The 20,896-nt window shown below is 66.4% G+C and carries 5 protein-coding genes; all 5 read left to right on the top strand.

Annotation, left to right across the window (positions count from 1 at the left end):
• A partial coding sequence (locus AAFU51_17185) for an SUMF1/EgtB/PvdO family nonheme iron enzyme (GenBank protein ID MEO1572989.1) occupies positions 1–1,210 on the top strand: 1,210 nt, incomplete at its 5' end.
• Positions 1,207–6,543, top strand: coding sequence for an amino acid adenylation domain-containing protein (locus AAFU51_17180; GenBank protein MEO1572988.1), 5,337 nt, complete (start codon positions 1,207–1,209; stop codon positions 6,541–6,543). The genes AAFU51_17185 and AAFU51_17180, both read left to right, overlap by 4 nt.
• A complete protein-coding gene (locus AAFU51_17175) occupies positions 6,540–13,241 on the top strand; it encodes an amino acid adenylation domain-containing protein (protein MEO1572987.1) in 6,702 nt (2,233 codons plus the stop codon). Before AAFU51_17180 ends, AAFU51_17175 begins: the two co-directional genes overlap by 4 nt.
• A 2-nt stretch (positions 13,242–13,243) precedes the next feature.
• Positions 13,244–18,595, top strand: coding sequence for a MupA/Atu3671 family FMN-dependent luciferase-like monooxygenase (locus AAFU51_17170; protein MEO1572986.1), 5,352 nt, complete (start codon positions 13,244–13,246; stop codon positions 18,593–18,595).
• A gap of 30 nt (positions 18,596–18,625) precedes the next feature.
• On the top strand, positions 18,626–20,896 hold the full coding sequence (locus tag AAFU51_17165; GenBank protein ID MEO1572985.1) for an ABC transporter permease: 2,271 nt from the start codon (positions 18,626–18,628) through the stop codon (positions 20,894–20,896).

Genomic DNA, 20,896 nt, shown 5'->3' with positions numbered 1-20,896 from the left:
CTGGGCGGCGGGGGCCGACGGCGCCGCGGCGGGTGCGGAGGTACGGGTGCTGGGCCTGGAGATGGTGTACGTGCCGGAGGGTGCGTTCTACGCGGGGGACGGGGTGTCGGTGGCAGCGTTCGAGGGGGCCGGAGGGGAGCCGGTGCGTATCGACTCCACGGGCACCGTCGTGCAACGAGGCGACTTCGAGGAGAGCACCGACGGCTACCACATGGATAACGTACTCGGAGGAGAGGGTGTGTACGTGGACGGGGACGGCGGCATCAACACGGCGGGGGCGGCGGCGCGCATCGACAATGCCGGCTACCCGACGGGGTACGAGGCGTTCTACGTGGGGAAGTACGAGTTGACGCAGGGGCAGTACGCGACCTTCCTGACGCTGCTCACGCCTGAGCAGCGCGCCGTGCGAAACATCAGCCTGGAAACGCCCGACCCGAACGCGGAGATACCTCGAGACAACACGTACAGCTACGTAGACTACCGAGGAGCCATCGCGTGCGACGAGAGCGGGTGTCGAGCACAGTACCCGAACCGCGCCGTGTCCTACATCGGGTGGCCCGATGGGACCGCCTTCATGGACTGGGCCGGTTTGCGCCCTATGACGGAACTGGAGTACGAGAAGGCCGCGCGGGGAGACCAGCCACCCATTGCTGGAGAATACGCGTGGGGGTCGACCTACATCGCCAAGTCGAAGAACGTGCTGGATCCGGCAAGCGGCGAGTTAGCGACGGATGGGCTAGAGCAGGCAAGCGGCGAGGTGACCGATGGGAATGCCTCGTTTGGCAGCCTGTTCAGGCGGGGAGGAGCCGGGAAGGCTGGGCCGTTGCGGGTGGGCATTTTCTCCGAGACGGCCCAAGGCTACCGGCAAGCCGCGGGCGCCTCGTACTACGGCGCGATGGAACTGAGCGGCAACGTCAGCGAGCAAACGGTCTCCCTCGACCAGCACGAAGGCCGACAGTTCCAAGGCACACACGGCGACGGCGACCTCGGCGACCTTGGCTTTGCCACAAACAGCGACTGGCCAGGCCGCGAAGCAAAGGGCACCATTGTGCGCGGGGGAGCCTGGTATTTCGATGCGGATGAGCTTCGTATCTCGGACCGGACCTACATGAACAATGAGATCCTTGGTCGGGGGTACTTGGATGGAATCAGAGGGGCACGGTCTGCCCCAGAGCCGTCTCAGCGTTCAACAGGACGAGGTAGCCCATGACGGTCGCCCACAACCGTGCAACCTTCATCGATGTGCTCCGAGAGCACGCGCAGCAGCGGCCAGCAGCGCGCGCGTTGACGTTCCTGGCAGGAGACCAAGGTGTCGAGCAGCAGTACACCTATGGCGAGCTCGATCAGCGGGCGAGGGCTGTGGCAGCGCTGCTGCAACAGCATGACGCCTACGGACGCCGTGCCCTGCTGCTCTATCCCCACGGCACCGCGTTCATCGAGGCCTTTCTGGGCGCCCTCTATGCGGGGTGCGTTCCCGTACCGCTCTACCCGCCTCGGCGCAATCAGTCGCTTGAGCGCATTCGTGCCGTAGCAGACAACGCCGAGAGTTCGCTCATCCTCACCACGGAGAGCATCCGCAAGGGTATCGATGCCCAGGAGAACGAACTCGTTGACTGGAGGCCCCAGACATGGGTTGAGACAGAGAGCGCTGAAGACTCGCTAGCCCGTGCGTGGCAGCCAGCCGACCTGCGTCCAGATTCGCTCGCGTTTCTCCAGTACACCTCAGGGTCCACTGGAGCCCCTAAGGGGGTGATGGTCAGCCACGGGAATCTGATCAGCAACCAGCGCATGATCCGGAGCGCCTTCAAGCACGAGGGTACGCCGGCCGTCGTGGGCTGGCTGCCGCTCTACCACGACATGGGGCTCATTGGCAACCTCATGCACCCGCTCTATCTCGGGGCGTCGTGTGTGCTGATGTCCCCGGTAGACTTCCTGAAGCGCCCAGCGCGCTGGCTCGAAGCTATTTCAACGTATCGTGCCCGCACGAGCGGCGGGCCGGACTTCGCCTACAGCCTATGTGTTGACAAGGTCAGCGACGAGGACCAGGCCGGGCTTGACCTGAGCTGCTGGAAGCTCGCGTTCAATGGAGCCGAACCGATCCGGAGCGCGACCATGAATCGGTTCGTAGAACGGTTTGCAAGGTCAGGATTCCGAGGCGAAGCTTTCTACCCGACCTATGGCTTGGCCGAGGCTACGCTGTTTGTAACCGGCGACCGGGTTGGACAAGCCGCCGACGTGCTCTCCGTGGATCCCGAAGCCCTGACGGAGCACCGGGTGGAAGAAGCCGCCCACAGCGCCGCGGCCCAACACCTGGTCGGATGTGGAGGCGCGGACGAAGACGTGACCATCGCCATTGTGGGAGCGGACGGGCGCGAGTGCGAGCCAGGAACCGTAGGCGAGATTTGGGTCAAAGGCCCTTCGGTAGCGCAAGGGTATTGGAACGCTCCTGAACTGACGCAGGAGGCCTTCGAGAACGCCTTGCCGGGACGTGAGGGCTCGTACCTGCGAACCAAAGACTTGGGCTTCGTTCACGAAGGGTCCCTCTACGTGACCGGCCGGTTGCAGGACCTCGTGATCATTCGCGGGCGCAACTACTATCCCCAGGATCTAGAGAGGGCGGCGGAGTCGAGTCACTCGGCCCTTCGGGATGGATCGGGCGCGGCGTTCACCGTGGAACTGGACGGCGGCGCTGCGCTGGTGGTGGTGGTAGAAGTCCGTCGGTCCGCCTGGCGCTCGCTCGACGCGGCCGAGGCGACCCAGGCCATACGCCACGCCATCGCCCTGGAGCACGGGCTGGATACCCACGCCGTGGTGTTGGTCAAGCCCGGTGCCGTGAAGAAGACCTCGAGTGGGAAGGTCCGGAGGAAGGCCTGCCGGACGGCCTTCGTGAGGGGCGAGTTCGAGGCGGCGAGACTGGACGTCCCGGTTCTCGAAGGTCGTGACGCGGCTTCAAGTGATAGTCGAAAGGATGCGGGCCATGCTGACAGCGCTCTGCTGGCACTCGAGCCCAGTAGCGCGAAGAACCCTGCGCAACTCGTCGCTGCACTCGTGGAGGGCGTGGCGCGCCTGCTGAAGCGACCCGCCTCCGCTGTCCAGACCGACATCCCTCTAACCTCCCAGGGCCTCGATTCCCTGGGCGCGATTACGTTCGCGGCGCACCTTGAAGAGAAGCTAGACGTCACCGTCTCGGTGGAAGACCTGCTTGGTGGACAGACGTTGAGCCACCTCGCAGAGTCCTTAGCGGCAGGCGCAGGGCGCGCGGCCTCCATACCTCGTGCAACGCCGCTCTACACCGAACCGGGAGTCGTCGCCTACGCGGCATCGCCGGGGCAGACGGCGCTCTGGATGTTGCACCACACCGCGCCCAACGCGGCGACCTACCAGATCGTACGGGCCGTGCGTCTCCCTGCCCAGGTGGACGAACCGGCGCTCCGCGTGGCCCTGCATCAACTCGTGACCAGGCATGCGGCGCTGCGCACGAGCTTCGCAGAAGACCGGGGCGTTGTGCAGCAACGCGTGGTCGACGAGGCCTCGGTTCGGTTTGACGTCGTCGAGTGTGCGTCGGAGCGCCATCGTGAGACGATGCTTGCCAGGGCTGCGGCCAAGCCGCTCGCGCTTTCGGAGGCGCCGCTATTCCGAACCGTGCTCTATCGGGGGCCGAACGTGGCCCCGGTGCTTCTTCTCGTCGTTCATCACATCGTCGCGGATCTGTGGTCGGTGGAAGGGCTGCTACGCGAACTCCAGGAGCTCTACGGGGCGACGTACCACGCTCGGCCAAGCTCGCTGGCAGCAGCGCGGGGGCGCGTCGTTGACTACGGAGCCTACGTGGACGCACACAAAGACGCCCCGGAAGGCGCGGCGGTGCGGGCCTACTGGAAGCGCCAGCTCGACGGGGCTCCCCAGGTGCTCGAACTGCCAGAGAACCCGGCCGACGATGCGCGCCGAGGCTCGGAGAGTGCTCAGGTGGCGGGACGCCTCCCGCTGGATCTGTCGCGCCGAGTCGACCGCCTGGCCGCCGCGGAGGGAACGACCAGCTTCGCCGTGCTCATGGCGGCGTTCCAGCTTCTCCTGCACCGCTACACAGAGCAAGAAGACCTGCTCACCGGGACAGTTTCGACGGGCCGCTCTCGTGCCGAATGGGCCAACACCGTCGGCTACTTCGTGAACCTGCTTCCGCTCCGGTCCACAAACGCTGGCGACCCCACCGTCCGGTCCTTCGTACAGCAAACGCGCGCCACCCTCGGCGAGGCGCGGGCCCACCAGCCCTATCCGTTCCCGTCTATGGTGGAGGACTTGGCTGGTCGCCGGCGCTCAGACATGACGCCGCTGGTCCAGGCTCTGTTTGCGATGCAGCAGGCGCATCAGTCAAGTGACCTCTCCGCGGAGACGGGCAGGGGGGCCAACTATGCTCCGCTGCTCCTGGGACAGGAGGGAGGAGGCATACCCCACTCGGACTTGCCGCTGAGGTCCGTGGCTGTGCCCACGCCGAGTGCGGAGTTCGAGATCGCTATGTCGGTGGCGCGCGGCGAGGAAGAGTATAGCCTCGCCTTGCTGTACAGGACACGCCTGTTCGACGAAGATGCTGCCGGGCGTTTCGTGGCGCACTACGTGGAGCTTCTGGAGTCGATGACCATGGATCCGGCGCAGCGCCTCTCGCAGCTTTCGATGCTGAAGGGGGACGAGCAGGTCCAGGTGACGACGGCATGGAACGAGACGCAGGAGGACTATCCGAGCGAGACGCTGTTGCATGGTCCGATCGAAGAGCAAGCAGCGCGGGCTCCGGATTCCGTAGCGGTGGTCGTAGACGGCGTCCACCTGACCTATGGTGTGTTAGAGCGGCAGGCAAACCAACTCGCCCACCTGCTTGTGGGACGGGGGGTTGGCCCCGGCGTGACGGTCGGAGTGTGCCAGCGGCGCTCCGTCGAGATGGTCGTGTCCATGGTGGCCATTTTGAAAGCAGGAGGCAGCTACCTGCCCCTCGATCCAGACTCGCCACCAGCCCGGCTCGTGTTCTCGCTGCAAGAGACGCAGGCCGCGGTCGCGCTCTGCGCGGAGGCGGTGCGCTCGAAGCTCGGGGAGTCTGCCGTCCCCGTGGTGACGGTCGAGGCCGCTTGGGGGGTGCTGGATGCGCTGCCCGCGTCTCGGCCCTCGGTGAAGCATCGGACTGACCAGCTGGCCTACGTGATGTACACGTCGGGGTCGACCGGGCGGCCCAAGGGGGTCATGATCGAGCACGCCGGGATCGCGAACCGGCTGCACTGGATGCAGCAGGCGTATGGCCTCACCCCCGCAGACCGGGTCGTCCAGAAAACGCCTTTCGGCTTCGACGTCTCGGTCTGGGAATTCTTCTGGCCGCTCTGGCAAGGTGCGGCCCTGGTGATGGCGCGGCCGGGCGGGCATCGCGATCCAGAGTATCTCGCGTCGCTGATGCAGCGTGAGCGGATCACCACCGCTCATTTCGTGCCGTCCATGCTGCGCGCCTTCCTCCAGGCATCGGAGGTCGCCGCGAAGACGCGCACGCTTGCGCGCGTCGTCTGCAGTGGTGAGGCGCTCACCCACGATTTGCGCGACCAGTTCTTCGATGTCAACGCGGCGGCTGGCCTCCACAACCTCTACGGTCCCACAGAGGCCTCGATCGATGTCACGGCGTGGGCGTGCGAGCGTACGGATGGCAGCCAGGCTGTTCCCATTGGACGGCCCGTCGCCAACATGCGCACGTACGTGCTGGACGAGCACCTGCGACCGGTGCCGATCGGCGTCCCAGGGCAGCTCTATCTCGGAGGCATCGGGCTGGCGCGGGGCTACTGTCGCCGAGCGAGGCACACGGCCGAGCGATTCATTCCAGATCCGTTCGCCAATCACGGGGAGCGCCTCTACAAAACGGGAGATCGGGCAAGCTGGCGCCCGGACGGAGCGCTGGCCTTCCACGGCCGGGTAGACCGACAGATCAAGCTGCGCGGGTTCCGCATCGAGCTCAACGAGATCGAGGCGACGCTCCGCAGCCACCCCGACATCGCCGCCGCGGCCGTCGTGGTGCGCGAGCAAGGCACGGAGCAACTGCTGGCGGCCTACGTGGTGCCGGTGGGCGACGCAGAGCTTTCCAGCCGCGAACTCCGGCTGTTCCTGGGCGCCCGCCTGCCGCGATACATGGTGCCCGGCTCGGTGACCGTGCTCGGCACGCTGCCCCAGACGTCGAGCGGGAAGATCGATCGCAAATCGCTGCCGGCCCCAGACCGGGTGACGGGCAACGCGTCCGAAGCTCCTCGCTCTGAACTGGAATCGGTGCTGTGCGAGGCGTGGAAGGAGGTCCTGGGCGTCTCCGCCGTTGGCATCCATGACAACTTTTTTGACCTCGGAGGCCACTCGCTCATGGCGATGAAGATCGCCTCCGAAGTACGGCGGGCCCACGGGACGGAGTTGCCGATCGCGCTTCTCTTCGAGGCGCCGACGGTTGCGCAGCTCGCAGACCAGCTGCACGAGATGGGGCAGGGGACCGAGGCCACACCAGACGGACGATCAGACACGGTGCACCTGAAGTTTTGACCTCACAGCAATTCGTCGATCATCTCTCGGACCAAGGCATCCTGCTTTGGGCGGACGAGCATGCGGGGCACCTGCACTGTGAGGGACCCGTCGGAGCGCTGAGCGCGAGCGTGCAGGAGGAGATACGCCACCGCAAGGGTGCCCTCGTCGACTACATCGGGGCGAAGCAGCAGGCGACCCCGTCATTCGCAGAGGAGCGCATCTGGGCTGCACAGCAGCTCGCCCCAGAGGCAGGCATGTACAACATGCCGGTGGTGGTTGAGCTGGAAGGCCACCTCGACATACCCACGCTCGGCCGCGCGGTAGAGTATCTGGAGAGCCGGCACGAGGCTCTGCGGACACGCTATCAGTCCGTTGACGGCCAGCCGCGCCCCGAAGTAGACGAGGTGGGTCAGACCGAGCTTGCCATCATTGACCTTGCGGGGAGGGGGGACGCTGCAGTCCAGGTCGCGGCGGAGTGGCGTCGTCGCCTAGCGTTGCAAGCCTTCGACTTGGCCCGTGACCCGCTGTGGCGTGTGGTACTGCTCCGCCTGGGTCCGGCACGGCATCAGTTGGTCATGGTCCTCCACCATATCGTGGCGGACAGGCAGTCCATCGAGATCCTGCTCACTGAGCTGGACGTGGCGTACCGCGCGTTCCAAGCGGGAGACGCGGTTGCCTTGCCGCCACTGCCGTCTCGCTACCGCGAGTTTGCCTACCGCACTCGGCAGCGGATGAGCGGGGACGCGCTCGTGTCGGCTACGCAAGCGGGCAAGGAGCGACTGGCGAGCAGCCGGCCTCTCGTGATAGGGCCGCCTCGACCCGATCACGAGGGGATGCGATTCCGCGGAGGCGTCCACACGAGGTCGCTGAGCAGTGTGCTCCGGCACCGTGTGCACGAGTTCGCTCGCGCCGAACGCGTGTCCCCGTTTGCCGTCATGATGGCTGCGTTCTCGACAGCCCTGCACCGGTACTCAGGAGAGGACGCGTTTGCAGTGGGGACACCGGTATCGCTGCGGTCGGGCGCAGAAGACGAGCACGTCATCGGGTGCTTCGTAAACCTCGTGCTGGTGGGGGTCGAAATCGACCCGAGCGCATCGTTCCGAGACCTGGTTTCTGCGGTCAGCGCGTCGTCGCTGCGCGCCCTCGACCAGCGCGAGCTTCCCATAGGAAACCTCGCCGCGGCGATGGGGCAGGGCAGCGAGAAGACCTTCGCTCAGGCCGTGCTTGCCTGGCACCAATCCGCAGGCGATGGCGGTCGAATGCGCGAGGGAGGAACCACCTACCTCTACGAAACGCGACTCGGCGACGCCCGGGCCCGCGTGATGGAGCCTCCCTCGGGGACGAGCAAGTTTGACCTCACGCTCGACGTCACAGACCACAGCCACGGTCTGGCTCTCCGGCTGGAGTACGATCAAGACCGTCTCTCTGAAGCGCTCGCCGGTCGTCTCCTCGATCACTGCGCGGACATCCTTCGCGAGGCCCTGGGCGCACCAGATCGTACGCTAAGCCTGGTGGCCCGAGTCGCGCCCGAGGAGGGCGTTGTCACGCCTGATCCGGGCGCCGCGGCGAGCGAGAGCTTGGGCTCGTCCCAGGCTATCCCCGCGCGAGTGCTGGAACAGGCATCGCGGTACCCCGACCGCGTCGCGCTGACCGTTGGCCCTGCGACGATTACCTACGGCGCGCTCGTTCGTCAGGCCGAAGACGTGGCTGCTCGGCTGCGAGCCTCTGGCGTTCGAAGGGGAGCGAGGGTGGCGGTGTGTGCCGAGCCGTCGGTTGAGATGATTGCAGGCTTGGTGGCCGTGTGGCTGGCCGGCGGAGCGTATGTGCCGCTGGATCCGCACAGTCCTACGGAGCGCGCCGAGTACATCCTGGAGAGCAGCGAGGCGGACGTCGTCCTGGTGTCGCGTGAGGTGACGGGTCCGATCCGCGCGAGCCTCGATATATACCCCACCATCGCCCTGGAAGCGCCTGCTGAGGGTGAGCACGCAGATGGGGTGTCCGACGACGTGGTCAGCACGCTCGGAAGCCAGGACTTGGCCTATGTGATCTACACCTCAGGCTCCACGGGTCGGCCCAAGGGAGTCGGCGTATCTCATGGCAGCGTTGCCAGCCTGTTCGAGGCGTGCCACCCACGATTCGGGTTCGGAAGCGAAGACGTCTGGACGCTGTTCCACTCGTTTGCCTTCGACTTCTCCGTCTGGGAGATCTGGGGTGCCTTGGCCTACGGTGGCCGTCTGGTGATCGTGCCCGAGTCCGACCGGCGGCTGCCGGAGAGGCTGCTGGGCCTGCTGGAGCGCGAACGGGTGACGATGTTCAACCAGACGCCGTCCGCGTTCCAGCGGCTGTCTGAGGTCATCCCAGACGTGGACCGTGCCCTGGAGAGCGTGCGCTGGATCGTGTTCGGCGGGGAGGCTCTCTCGGCAAGCCACCTGCGAGCATGGCGCGAGCGCATACCGGTTGGCGGCCCCACGTTCGTCAACATGTATGGCATCACCGAGACGACGGTCCACGTGACCTACGCCGAGGTGACAGCGGAGGACCTGCTCCCGGACGCCGAGAGCCGCGTCGGGCGGCCGCTCTCGCATCTGCGAGGCTACGTGCTCGACCCGCGAGGACACATCGTCCCGGCAGGGGTGGCTGGCGAGCTCTACATCGGTGGGGCGGGCCTCGCTCACGGCTACCGGTCCGACTCCCGTCAAACGGCGGCGCGGTTTGTCCCTGACGCGTTCTCCGGAATGGACGGGGAGCGCCTCTATCGCACCGGCGATCGCGTCCGACGCCTCGAAGACGGCTCGCTGGCCTTTGTGGGGCGGCAAGACCGGCAAGTCAAACTGCGAGGGTTCCGGATAGAACTAGGGGAGATCGAGGCGGCACTTGAGCGTCTTCCCAGCATTGGGCAGGCGTCCGTCCTCCTCCGCACGGTGGGCAAGACGGAGGCGCTCGTGGCCTACGTCGTGGCAACCGACGAGACCGATGCGGCGAGGCTCCGTGCGGGGCTGGCTAGCAGCCTGCCGAGCTATATGGTGCCCTCCGCCTACGTCTTCCTTCCGCAACTGCCGATCACACCCAACGGCAAGCTGGACACGAAGGCGCTCCCGGATCCGGTCCACGAGAATGAGGACCATCGCACACCGAGGACGCCCCTCGAAGAGGACCTCTGCCGACTGTGGGCAGACGCTCTCGGACGAGACGAGGTGGGCATCGACGAGGACTTCTTCCAGCTAGGCGGTCACTCCCTGCTCTTGATGCAGGTGATCTCTCGCGTGCGCAAGCTCGTTGGCTGGGAGGTCCCCGCGAAGTATCTATTTACCGCGCCGACGGTCGCCGCGTTTGCGCAGCTGCTCCAAGAGGCACCGAGGCCCCACGCGGAAAACCAACTGGCACCGCGAGACCGTGGAGCCGAGGTGCCTCTCGCTCTAGCACAGCAGCGGCTCTGGTTTCTCTACCGCTTTGCTCCCGGCCCGGCCTACCACATCGCGGCGGGGTTGCAGCTCAACGGCACGCTCCGTGTCGACGTGCTGCGCCGCAGTCTCGCGCACTTGGCGCAGCGCCACGAGATTCTGCGCACGGCGTTCGAGGAGCGCAACGGCAACCCGGTGCAGGTGGCCAACGACCACGCGGCGATCGAGTGGCGGCAGGTCGATGTCTCCGCGCTTCCGGCTCGCCGAAGAGCATCCGCGCTGCGACGCCTCGGCCGGGCAACCATGCAACGGCCCTTCGACCTGGAGGGCGGAGCCACCCTCCGCGCGTACCTCGTCCGTCAGGAGGCTGGGGCTCGGCACACGTTGCTGCTCGCCTTCCACCACATCGTAGCTGATGGGTGGTCGATAGACCTTCTGCTCCGCGAGCTCTCGGAGTGCTACGCGTCGCTGGTGCGAGGCGAGGCCCCCGACCTCGCGCCGCTGCCCGTCCAGTACGCCGACTATGCGGTATGGCAGCGCAGCCGGCTTGAAGGGGCCAAGGCTGAGCGCGACCTCGAGTACTGGCTGGATCAGCTGGATGGGCTCGCCCCGGCCGAGCTCCCGCTGGACCGAAGCCGACCCCGCTTGCAGACCTATCGAGGCGGTCGCCTTTCCGAACGTATGCCGCCAGCGGTGCGGATCGCGCTGGATCGCGTGGCGAGGCACTACAGGGTGACGCCCTTTGCGGTCGTCCTCTCAGCGCTCTATGTGCTGCTCGCCAAGCTGACCAGCGGTCGCGACCTGGTTGTGGGGACTCCTGAGGCAGGCCGCACTCATCACGACCTAGAAGGCCTGGTCGGCTGCTTCGTGAACACGTTGGGCATCCGAATCCAACTGGAAGAGCGTGAGCACTTCGGCACGTTGGTGCGGCGCGTTCAGGAAACCGTGGTCGAGGCGCGCGAGCATGCCGAGATCCCGTTCGAGCGTGTCGTGGAGGGCCTGAATCTGCCCCGGGATCCGAGTCGGCACCCCGTGTTCCAGGTCATGCTGTCGATGGAGGACGACGTCTTGGCCAGACCTCGTGCGGTGCTGGAAGGGGTCGAGATGAAGCGGGTGGATCTGGGGGATGCCAGCGCTCAGTTTGATCTGACGGTGCACCTCGTTGGGAGCCCGAAGGAGACACGCGTGGCCTTCGAATACAACGCGGACCTGCTCGATGCCGCCACGGTCTCGGGGTGGCTGACGCACTTCATGACGCTCCTCCAAGGCGCCGTGCTAGCCCCGGAGACCCAGGTTGAGCACCTCCCGGCCTTCAGCATCGCGCAGCGCCGTCTGCTGCAGGGGCAGCAGGCGCAGGCCGCGGAGATTGGCACCGCGCAACTGAGTGACCTGCTGGACCAGCAGGTCGCCGAGACGCCGGACGCGGTTGCCGTGGTCGCGGGCTCGCACCACGTCACCTATGCCTGGCTTCAGAACCAAGCGAGGCACCTTGCGAAAACCTTGCAGACGTCGGGGATCGCTCCCGATACCGGCGTGGCCGTGCTGCTGCCGACCTCGATAGCGCGCATCGTCGCCGTCCGGGGCGTCCTGGCGGCAGGCGGGTACTACGTGCCGTTGGATCCGGCGACGCCTCCGATGCGGCGGGCAGCGCTCCTCGACGACCTGGATCCGGCCCTCGTGGTTACGACGGCCTCGCAGCGGGGCCACCTTCCGGCGCGCTACCAAGCGGAGGAGCCGGTTGTTGCCGAGATCGCTGGCGGCTGGGATGCTCTGGCTCTCCAGGTATGTCCTCGGAGCGCATCAACGCAGCGGGAGCATGACTCGAAGCCACGTGCACTGGGGTCACCGACATCCCGTACACGCAGACGCCTGGCCTACGTGCGGCACACCTCCGGATCGACGGGCACGCCGAAGGGCGTCATGGTGTCCGTGCACGGTCTGACGGCCCATGCGATGTCCATTGGGGCGGCCTTCGACATAACACCTGGGGACCGAGTTCTGCGATTCGCTGCGGTCAGCTTTGACGTGTCCGCTGAGGAAGTCTTCCCCGCTCTCATCCGAGGGGGTACCCTCGTCCTGCCCGATGCGAGCGAGACCTCCGACCTGGACGGCTTCACCGCGATGCTGCGACGGGAGCGCATCACCATCGCGAACCTACCGTCCCCGTTCTGGCATGCGTGGACCGCCAGGCTCGCCAAGCAGGACGCAGACCTGCCCACAGCGCTACGTCATCTCGTCGTCGGTTCAGCCGCCACCGAACGAAAGGCATGGGCATGGTGGACGACCACCGGCTCTCGTGCGCTCGTCCTCACCAATGCCTACGGCTTGACGGAGACGACGATCACCAATACGCTCTTCGCAGAGCACGCCGGGGCAGCGCAGGCCGACGAGCACGCCACGAGTGTGCCGATCGGGCGCGCGCTGGCTACGAGCTCCGTGTACGTGCTAGATCACGCCATGCGGCCCGTCCCGTTCGGTGTCGAGGGGCAACTCTACGTCGGCGGCGACGGTGTGGCCCGGGGTTACTGGACTCGGCCCAGAGCGACAGCCGCCCGCTTCGTCCCGGACCCCTTCTCGAAACGACCGGGTGCGCGTCTCTACCGCACCGGGGACCGAGTGCGCTCGAAAGGCGGCGCCCTCCACTTCGTGGGACGGGTGGACGACCAGATCGCCCTCCGCGGCTTCCGGATCGAGCCAGCCGAAGTCGAGGCCGGTTTGCGGCGCGTCGCCAAGCTGAGCGCCGCTGTGGTCGTGAGTCGCGCACCGGAAGTTGGCGAGGACCCCATCCTGGTGGCCTATGTGGTCCCCGAAGCCGCCGAGGCGTTCGTCGATCGGTCGGCGTGGTGCGCGGACGTGCGGGCGCGCTTGGAATCGAGCATGCCGCGGTACTTGGTCCCGCAGGCCATCGTCGTCTTGGACGCCCTGCCTCTGGACGGCAACGGCAAGGTGGACAAGCGGGCGCTTCCCTCCCCAGCGCCGCGGTCTCAGAGCGCCGGTCAACCCTTGGTGTCCGAAGTGGAGCAGCGCGTGGGCGACGTGTGGGCCCGCATCCTCGAAAAAGAGCCGACAGGTCTCGACAGCGACTTCTTCCGGATGGGGGGGCACTCACTGCTGGCGATGCGCCTGCTGGCCGAGATCCGAGACACCTTCAGCCTGGACGTGTCGCTTCAGGCCTTCTTCGAGCATCCCACGCTCGGCTGGCTGGCCGAGCAGGTCGAAGCCGATGGGACCGTTCCGTCAGGGGACGGCCACGGCGCACCCATGCTCTCCGATAGCGAAGTCGAACAGCTTCTGTCCCATCTCCTCCGTACATAACCATGATCGAAACAACCGAAGTACGTACGGAAGTCGCCTCGAACGGTGAGGGACCCGATGCGCGGAGAGCCTTGCTGGCGCAGCTCCTGCGCGAGCGAGCCACGCGCGAACGCCGCGCGCCGCTTTCGCATGCCCAGGAGCGGCTCTGGTTCGTCGAGCGCCTGGCACCGGGAAACGGAGCCTACCACATGAGCACGACGCTGCGGCTGGAAGGTGACCTAGACGTCGCGAGGTTGGAGCGAGCCCTCACCATGGTGGCTCAGCGCCATCAAGTGCTGCTGAGCCGAATCGAGCTCTCGGAGGAGGGGCCCGTCCAAGTGATCGATCCCACGCAGGGGCTGCCGCTGGAACGCGTTGACCTGCGAGGCATGCCGCTGGAGCAAGCCGAGCGCCACGCGCAGCGCTTGGCGATAGAACTCGGCCAGCGTCCTTTCGATCTGGAGCAGGGGCCGCTTGCGCGAGCCACGGCCCTGCGCGTGCACGAACAGACAACGCTCCTCGCGATCACCCTGCACCATGTGGTCTGCGACGGGTGGTCGATCGCGCTATTCATCCGAGAGGTTGGGCACTGCTATACACACGAAACGGCCGAGGGACTGGGCTCACTGACGCTGCAGTACGACGATGTGGCCGCGCTTGAGCGGCAACGCCTCGCAGGGCCGGAAGGAGACGCCTTGCAGGCCTACTGGACCGACCGTCTTGGCGGCCTGTCGCCGGTGGATCATTTCACGCCAGATCAGCCACGTCCCCCAACTCAGACCTACAACGGAGCGTCCACCACGTTCGAACTGCCTCCGGCGCTCGTACGACGGGTCGAAGCGCTGGCCCAAGAGACACGCTCGACGCCGTTCATGGTGCTCACGGCAGCGCAGGCTACGCTCATGGCCCGCTACAGCGGGGCCAAGGAGGTCGCCATAGGAACGCCGGTGGCCAATCGGCCGGACACGCGCACGGAGCACCTGATCGGCTGCTTCGTCAACACGCTGGTGCTCCGCATTCCTGTGCGCGACGACGACACGTTCCACGCGCTGTTGCGTCGCGTTCGTCAGGAGGCACTGGCGGCGTACGAGCACCAGAATTTCCCCTACGCGCGCCTCGTCGAGGCGCTGCAGACGACCCGCGAGCTAAGCGGCGCGTCTCTGTTCCAGGTGTTCCTTGCCGTACAAAACACGCCGTCGGCCTCCGTTCAACTGGCAGGGGTCGAGGCGAAGCCGATCCCCCTCGACTACGGGACGGCCCCGTTCGACCTGAGCCTGAGCATCAGCCAGGACGCGGAGGCCTGGGTCGGAACCATCCAGTACAACACCGACCTATTCCTGCCTGCCACCGCGGAGCGACTGGCCGAACACTACGTGGCGGTGTTAGCGGCGGCCCTGGAGGCCCCGGATCGTTCGCTGGCGCGCCTCCAGTGGTTGCCAGAAGCGGAGCAGGACGCCCTGCGAGCCTGGAATCAGACAGACACGCCGCTGCGCGAGCAGTCGATTTCGGAGCAACTGAATCGCCAGAGCGTCCGCACCCCGGACGCGCCGGCGCTCAGCGTCGGTGATGCAACGTGGACCTACGCCGAGCTAGAGGCCCAGTCTAACCAACTCGCCCACTGGATGGTGGAGCGAGAGATCGGCCCCGGAAGCCGCGTGGCGGTGTACTTGGACCGCTCTGCCGACCTCGTTGTCGCGCTGCTGGCCATTCTGAAGGCAGGCGCGGCCTACGTGCCCCTCGATCCCGCCTATCCCCAGGCCCGCGTCAAGCAGGTCCTCGATGGAGCCAGCCCTGCGCTGGTGATCACGCGGGCTGATATCTCATCGACGCTACCCGGCACAACGCAGCAGGTCCTGGACCTGGAGGCAGCCCGCCAGGACATCGGGGCGCAGCCTACCTCGTCGCCAGAGGAGGGGGTGGGCCTAGACCGACTCGCGTACGTGACCTACACGTCGGGGTCTACGGGCACGCCGAAGGGTGTGATGGTGACCCACCGCAACGTCGCCAACTTCTTCTGCGGGATGGACGACCGCCTGGACGGAGGAGAGGGCGACACCTGGCTCGCAACGACGAGTGTCTCCTTCGACATCTCGGTGCTCGAACTGCTTTGGACGCTGTCGAGGGGCTTCCATGTGGTGCTCTACTCGCCACCGAGCGTGGGGCGTGGGGCGCAGGGGCTTCAGCCCACCCAGCGCTCGACGCGCCCGCTTGCCTTCAGTCTGTTCTACTTCGCCGACGAGGCTCGGGGACAGGAGAACCCCTATAAGCTGTTGCTGGAAGGGGCGCGCTTCGCAGACACGCACGGCTTCGAGGCCGTGTGGACGCCCGAGCGCCACTTCCACTCGTTTGGCGGGCTCTACCCCAGTCCTGCAGTCGCGGGTGCGGCCATCGCCGCGATCACCGAATCGGTGCAGATCCGGGCTGGCAGTGCCGTGTTGCCCTTGCACCATCCGGTGCGGATTGCGGAGGAATGGGCCATGGTAGACAATCTGTCGGGGGGACGCGTGGGCTTATCCCTGGCTTCGGGCTGGCACCAGCACGACTTCATTCTTGCCCCGGACAACTACGCAAACCGCCGCGAGGTCTTGTTTGAGGGCCTCGATACCGTGCGTCGGCTGTGGCGGGGCGACGCCGTCACCTTCGACGGGGTCGAGGGAGCGCCCGTCGATGTGCAGGTCATGCCTCGGCCCGTGCAGCCGGAGCTTCCCGTATGGATCACCGCAGCCGGAAGCCCGGAAACGTTCAGGCGCGCCGGCGAAGTCGGAGCGGGGATTCTAACCCACCTGCTTGGCCAGAGCCGAGAGGAGCTCGCGGAGAAGATCACCCTCTACAGGAAGGCCTGGCGGGACGCGGGACACCCTCCCGAAAAGGCACGGGTGACGCTCATGCTCCACACGTTCGTCGGGGAGGATGCGGACGAGGTGCGCGCGCAGGTTGAGGGGCCATTCCGGCAATACCTCCGCGGCTCCATCGGGCTCGTCAAGAGCCTGGCACCCGAGGCCCACAAAGCCGATGTGCAGCAGAATCTCACGGACCAGGACATGGAGATCCTGCTCGACCTAGCCGTCGAGCGCTACATCGAGTCGAGCAGTCTCATCGGGACGATTGACGAATGTGCAGCCCGTGCCGAGGACTTCCGCGCCCTGGGCGTGGACGAGGTCGCCTGCCTGATCGATTTCGGGGTCGAACCGGAGGCCGTGCTGGAGTCTCTGACCGCCCTGGATACCGTGCACCAGCGCACGAAGAGGACCGCGGAAACACCCGCTCCCGAAGCAAGACCCACGCGGGCCTGGTCCCTCGTGGAGTTGGCTCGGCACCATGGCATCACGCACCTGCAGACGACGCCGTCCACAGCGGCGAGCTTCGTCGAGGACCCTGAGGTCGTGGAGGCCCTAGGCACGCTGCGGAACTGGTACGTCGGGGGCGAGGCGCTGTCGTCGGCGCTGGCCGAGTCGCTCCAACGCACGTTCCCCGACACCGTGCTCGTGAACATGTACGGGCCGACCGAGACCACCGTATGGTCCTCGACGCATCACCTCAAGGGCGCCGAGCATCCGGTGCCACTGGGGTATCCGATCGCAAACACGCAGCTCCACGTGCTCGACGCCGCAGGCGAACAGGTGCCCGTGGGCGTGCCCGGCGAGCTGTACATCGGAGGGGAAGGGGTCACCCGAGGGTATCTGCAGCTTCCTGCACGCACCGCCGAGCGGTTCGTGCCTGACCCGTGGGCGAGCGCGCCGGGGAGGCGACTGTATCGGACCGGCGACCGCGTTCGGCGGCTGCCCGACGGCACCTTGGTCTTCATGGGCCGCTTCGATTCCCAAGTCAAGGTGCGTGGGTTCCGCGTCGAGCTCCAGGAAATCGAAGCACACATGCGAGCCCACCCGACCGTCCGCGACGCGGTGGCGGTGGTCTCAGGAACGGGCGTTGGCGCGCACGTCCAAGCCTACTACCTACTCGAGCGAAGCACATCACCTGGACCCGATGCGCGTGGCGTGGACGCCGCGACGGACGAGGCTCCCGACCCCGCTGCGTCGGCGAGCCTGCTCCAGAGCTACACGCTCCCGAACGGCTTGGACGTGGCGCATCAGCACGACCACATCACGAGCGGGCTGTACACGGAGATTTTCGGGGACGAGACCTACCTACGCCACGGCATCACCATCGAGGACGGTGACTGCGTGGTGGACGTGGGCGCCAACATCGGCATGTTCTCGCTGTACGCGCACTACGCCGCGCAGGAAGTCCGCGTCTATGCGTTCGAGCCGATCCCTCCGACGTTCGCCTGCCTCAACGAAAACTTTGCCCGTCACGGCATCGATGGGGGGGCCTTCCAACGTGGAGTGGCGCGGGCTGCCGGGCAAGACACCTTCACGTTCTATCCAAACTCGTCAGGGTTGTCCGGCCGGTTCGCCGACCCGGACCGAGACCGGGCCATCGCTCGCTACATCGTCGAGGCGGAACTGAAGCAGGAGGCCGGCAGCTCCGAAGCGGTCGAGCTCGCCAGCGACGATATCGAGTTGGCGCTCGATGAGCGGTTCGTGACCGAAACGTTTGAGTGCACGCTCCAGACCGTCTCGGACCTCATCGCAGCCCAGGGGATTGAGCAGATTGACCTGCTCAAGATCGATGCAGAGCGGAGCGAATACGAGGTGCTGATGGGCATCAAGGCCACCGACTGGGCGAGGATCAAGCAGGTCGTGGCGGAGGTGGACACCGAAGAGTTGCTGGAGCAATGCCGCGGCTTGTTGGAGTCGCACGGCTTCGAGTGCAGTGCGGACCGGTACGTCGAAATTGGACGAGAGGGAGGCGCATCGAGGTATGTCTACCTGCTCTACGCCGCCGCCGACGGCCTACAGCTGGGCGCGCAGGCTCACAAGGGCATGGGCGATATGGGCGGGACGCTGCCTCCGCTGCCGCGCTTCCTGGAAGAGCGGCTTCCAGCCTACATGGTCCCCTCAGCGCTGCACGTCGTCGAGGCGTTCCCGCTCACCCCCAACGGCAAGGTCGACCGCGGGCGCCTGGCCTCGATGGCAACATCCCCGAAAGCGTCGCAGCCCTATGCGCCGCCCGAGGGCAACCTGGAACAACAAATCAGCGCGATCTGGGCACGCGTGCTCGAGGTCGAGAAGGTGGGCGTCGAGGACAACTTCTTCGAGCGTGGGGGCACGTCGCTCCTCATGGCGCTCGTCCACCGCGACGTGCGGTCCTCGCTCAACCCCGACATCACGCTCGTTGACTTATTCCGCTACCCGACGGTGCGCTCGCTGGCGGGCTTCCTCGAAGGCGGCGCATCGGACACCCTACCACAGGACGCCATTCTGCAGCGGGCGCAACGCCAGCGGCAGGCACGCCGGCGGCGTCGCAGAGCATAGAGCCCCATTCATCATACTCGGTACTCTCCCATGAATTCGACTCGCCAGGGCGGCAGGCTCAACACGATCGGCCGCCAGCCCCTCTCCGCAGGCTTGTGTCTGGTAGCGCTAGCGTTGGTCGTAGCATCGGCCTACGTGGGGGCCTCCTACGTCTACCAAGAATGGAGCTACGACCGCCACCACGAGAACGTCGACCGGGTCTTCCGGGTCACGCAACGGCTTCAGCTCGGCACCATCGGGACCGTGGAATATGCCACGTTGCCAGGGCCGGTGGCCGAGAACCTCGTGGCGGACCTCGACGGCGTGCTTCCGGCTCGGCTCTACCATCCTCAGCCGGCGCCGGTCGTGGCCAGCACGGCAGCGGTGAACTATGAGCCCCGGCTGTTCATGGCCGACCCGTCGCTGCTGAGCGTGTTCACCATCCCGCTCTCGGCGGGCGACCCTGCTGGGGCGCTGCGCGAACCGCGCACCATCATCATTTCCGCGGAGGCCGCCGAGCGCTACTTCCCCGGAGCGGACCCGATGGGCCGGACGCTGCGCTACGAGAACGCGATCGATCTAACGGTGACGGGCGTCCTCGCGCCCGCCGCGATGCGCTCCCACGTGGACTTCGACATGCTGATTTCGATGGGGACGCGGGCCGAGGTGCTTGCTCTCGCAGGCATCCCGGAAGACTGGATCACGAGCTGGATCTGGAATCCATACGCCACCTACGTCCGCCTGGCCGACGACGTCTCGATCGATACCCTCGTCGGCACGGAGCTGCCAGCGTTTATCCAGCGCTACATGAGCTTCGACGACTCGCAGACGGGGTTCCTGATGCAGCCCGTCACGGATATCCACCTCTACTCGTCCCTGGAAGGCGAACTGCAGCCCAACGGGAGTGCGCTGTCCGTCGGACTGGCGGCGTTGGGTATGGGACTGGTCGTCCTGTTCGGGGCCATCGCGTTTGTGACAGCGGCCCGGGTTCGACGCAAGCCGGTGGATGCCGGAGCGGGACCTACGACGCCGTCGCTGGTTTCGTTCGGGCTGATCGGGCTGGTGGCAGGAGGCGTAGCCGCCGCCGTGGCTCCGTGGCTCGGCAGCCTGCTGGCACCTGGAAGCGTTCCTCTGACGCCCACGGTGAGTGGTTCGCTGATGATGGTAGCCGCCGCGGTAGTGCTCGCGCTCGGGCTCGGCTGGTGGGCGACGCGGTCCTCGCAGAAGGATCACAACGGAGAGGCGCAGACGAGAAAGGGCCCGTACGCCGCGGCGGGGCTCCAGCTAGTCGTCGCGCTCACCGCTCTGGTCGCGATGCTCTTCATCCACCAGCAGCTCAGCTTCGTCGACAGCCACTCGCTCGGGTTCGACCTCGACCATGCCTACGTGTTGCCGATCGCGGGCAACGCGGACCTGATGAGCGATCGGGACGCGCTGAAGGCCGCCATCGACGACGTGGAGGGCGTGGTCGCGACCTCGCTCGTCTCGGCAGTGCCGACGCAGAGCAACTACACGATGCGCCGGTTCCGCGCCGAGGACCGGTTCTACAGCGCCGAGGCGGCCGTTTTCTACACCGACGAGGACTTCATGGAAGCCCTCGACCTCCAACTCATAGCCGGCGGCGACGTCACAGGCGAGCTGCCCTACCAGGAGTACCTGGTGAACAGCGAGTTGGTAGCCCAGCTCGGGTGGGACCCCGAGTACGCGATCGGGAAGCAGTTTGCCGTGGGGGAGAGCTTCGGCGTCGTATCCGGCGTGCTCGAGAACTTCCACTTCGAGCCGCTGGACAAGCGCGTGGTGTCCATGACGGCGCTGGTCGAGCCGGAGGAAGCGGGGTACTTGATCGTGCGCGTTGACCCCGAGGCACCGCTTGACCAGGTGCAAGCAGGGCTCACCGCCGTCTGGAATGAACGCTCTGCGGACCGCCCATTCCTCATGGAGTCGCTGGCGCAAGAGGCACGCGCTCCGTTCGTGAGCGAACGCTTCAACGTGCGGCTGCTGACGGGCATCACGGCGCTGCTGCTGTTGATGGTCGGCATCTCCCTCGGAGTGTCGAGCGGATACGCAGGCAACGGCCTCACGGGCTCCCAGCGGCGCCGTCGGTTCCTGCTGCTCGGGCTCGTGTCCCTCGCTGTCGCCATGCCCGTGGGCTACGCGATGGCTCACGCGTGGGCGACCAACGCCTTCGCCTACGTGGCCTTCTCCAACGGCTGGCTCTACCTCGCCTCTGGAGTCCTTCTCAGCGGCATTGCCGTCTGGTTCGCCATGCGCAACCGCTCAAGCGCTCCTGCACCGATCACCGCTACGCCAACCGCCGCGTAG

It is taken from the genome of Bacteroidota bacterium (assembly GCA_039821555.1).
Classification (GTDB): domain Bacteria; phylum Bacteroidota; class Rhodothermia; order Rhodothermales; family Rubricoccaceae; genus JBCBEX01.
Note: the sequence above shows the minus strand (reverse complement) of the source record. Positions and strands in the feature narration are given on the sequence as shown.

Coding starts and splice junctions, on each gene's coding strand:
- AAFU51_17180 (MEO1572988.1), top strand. CDS start 1,207: ATGACGGTCGCCCACAACCGTGCAACCTTCATCGATGTGCTCCGAGAG.
- AAFU51_17170 (MEO1572986.1), top strand. CDS start 13,244: ATGATCGAAACAACCGAAGTACGTACGGAAGTCGCCTCGAACGGTGAG.
- AAFU51_17165 (MEO1572985.1), top strand. CDS start 18,626: ATGAATTCGACTCGCCAGGGCGGCAGGCTCAACACGATCGGCCGCCAG.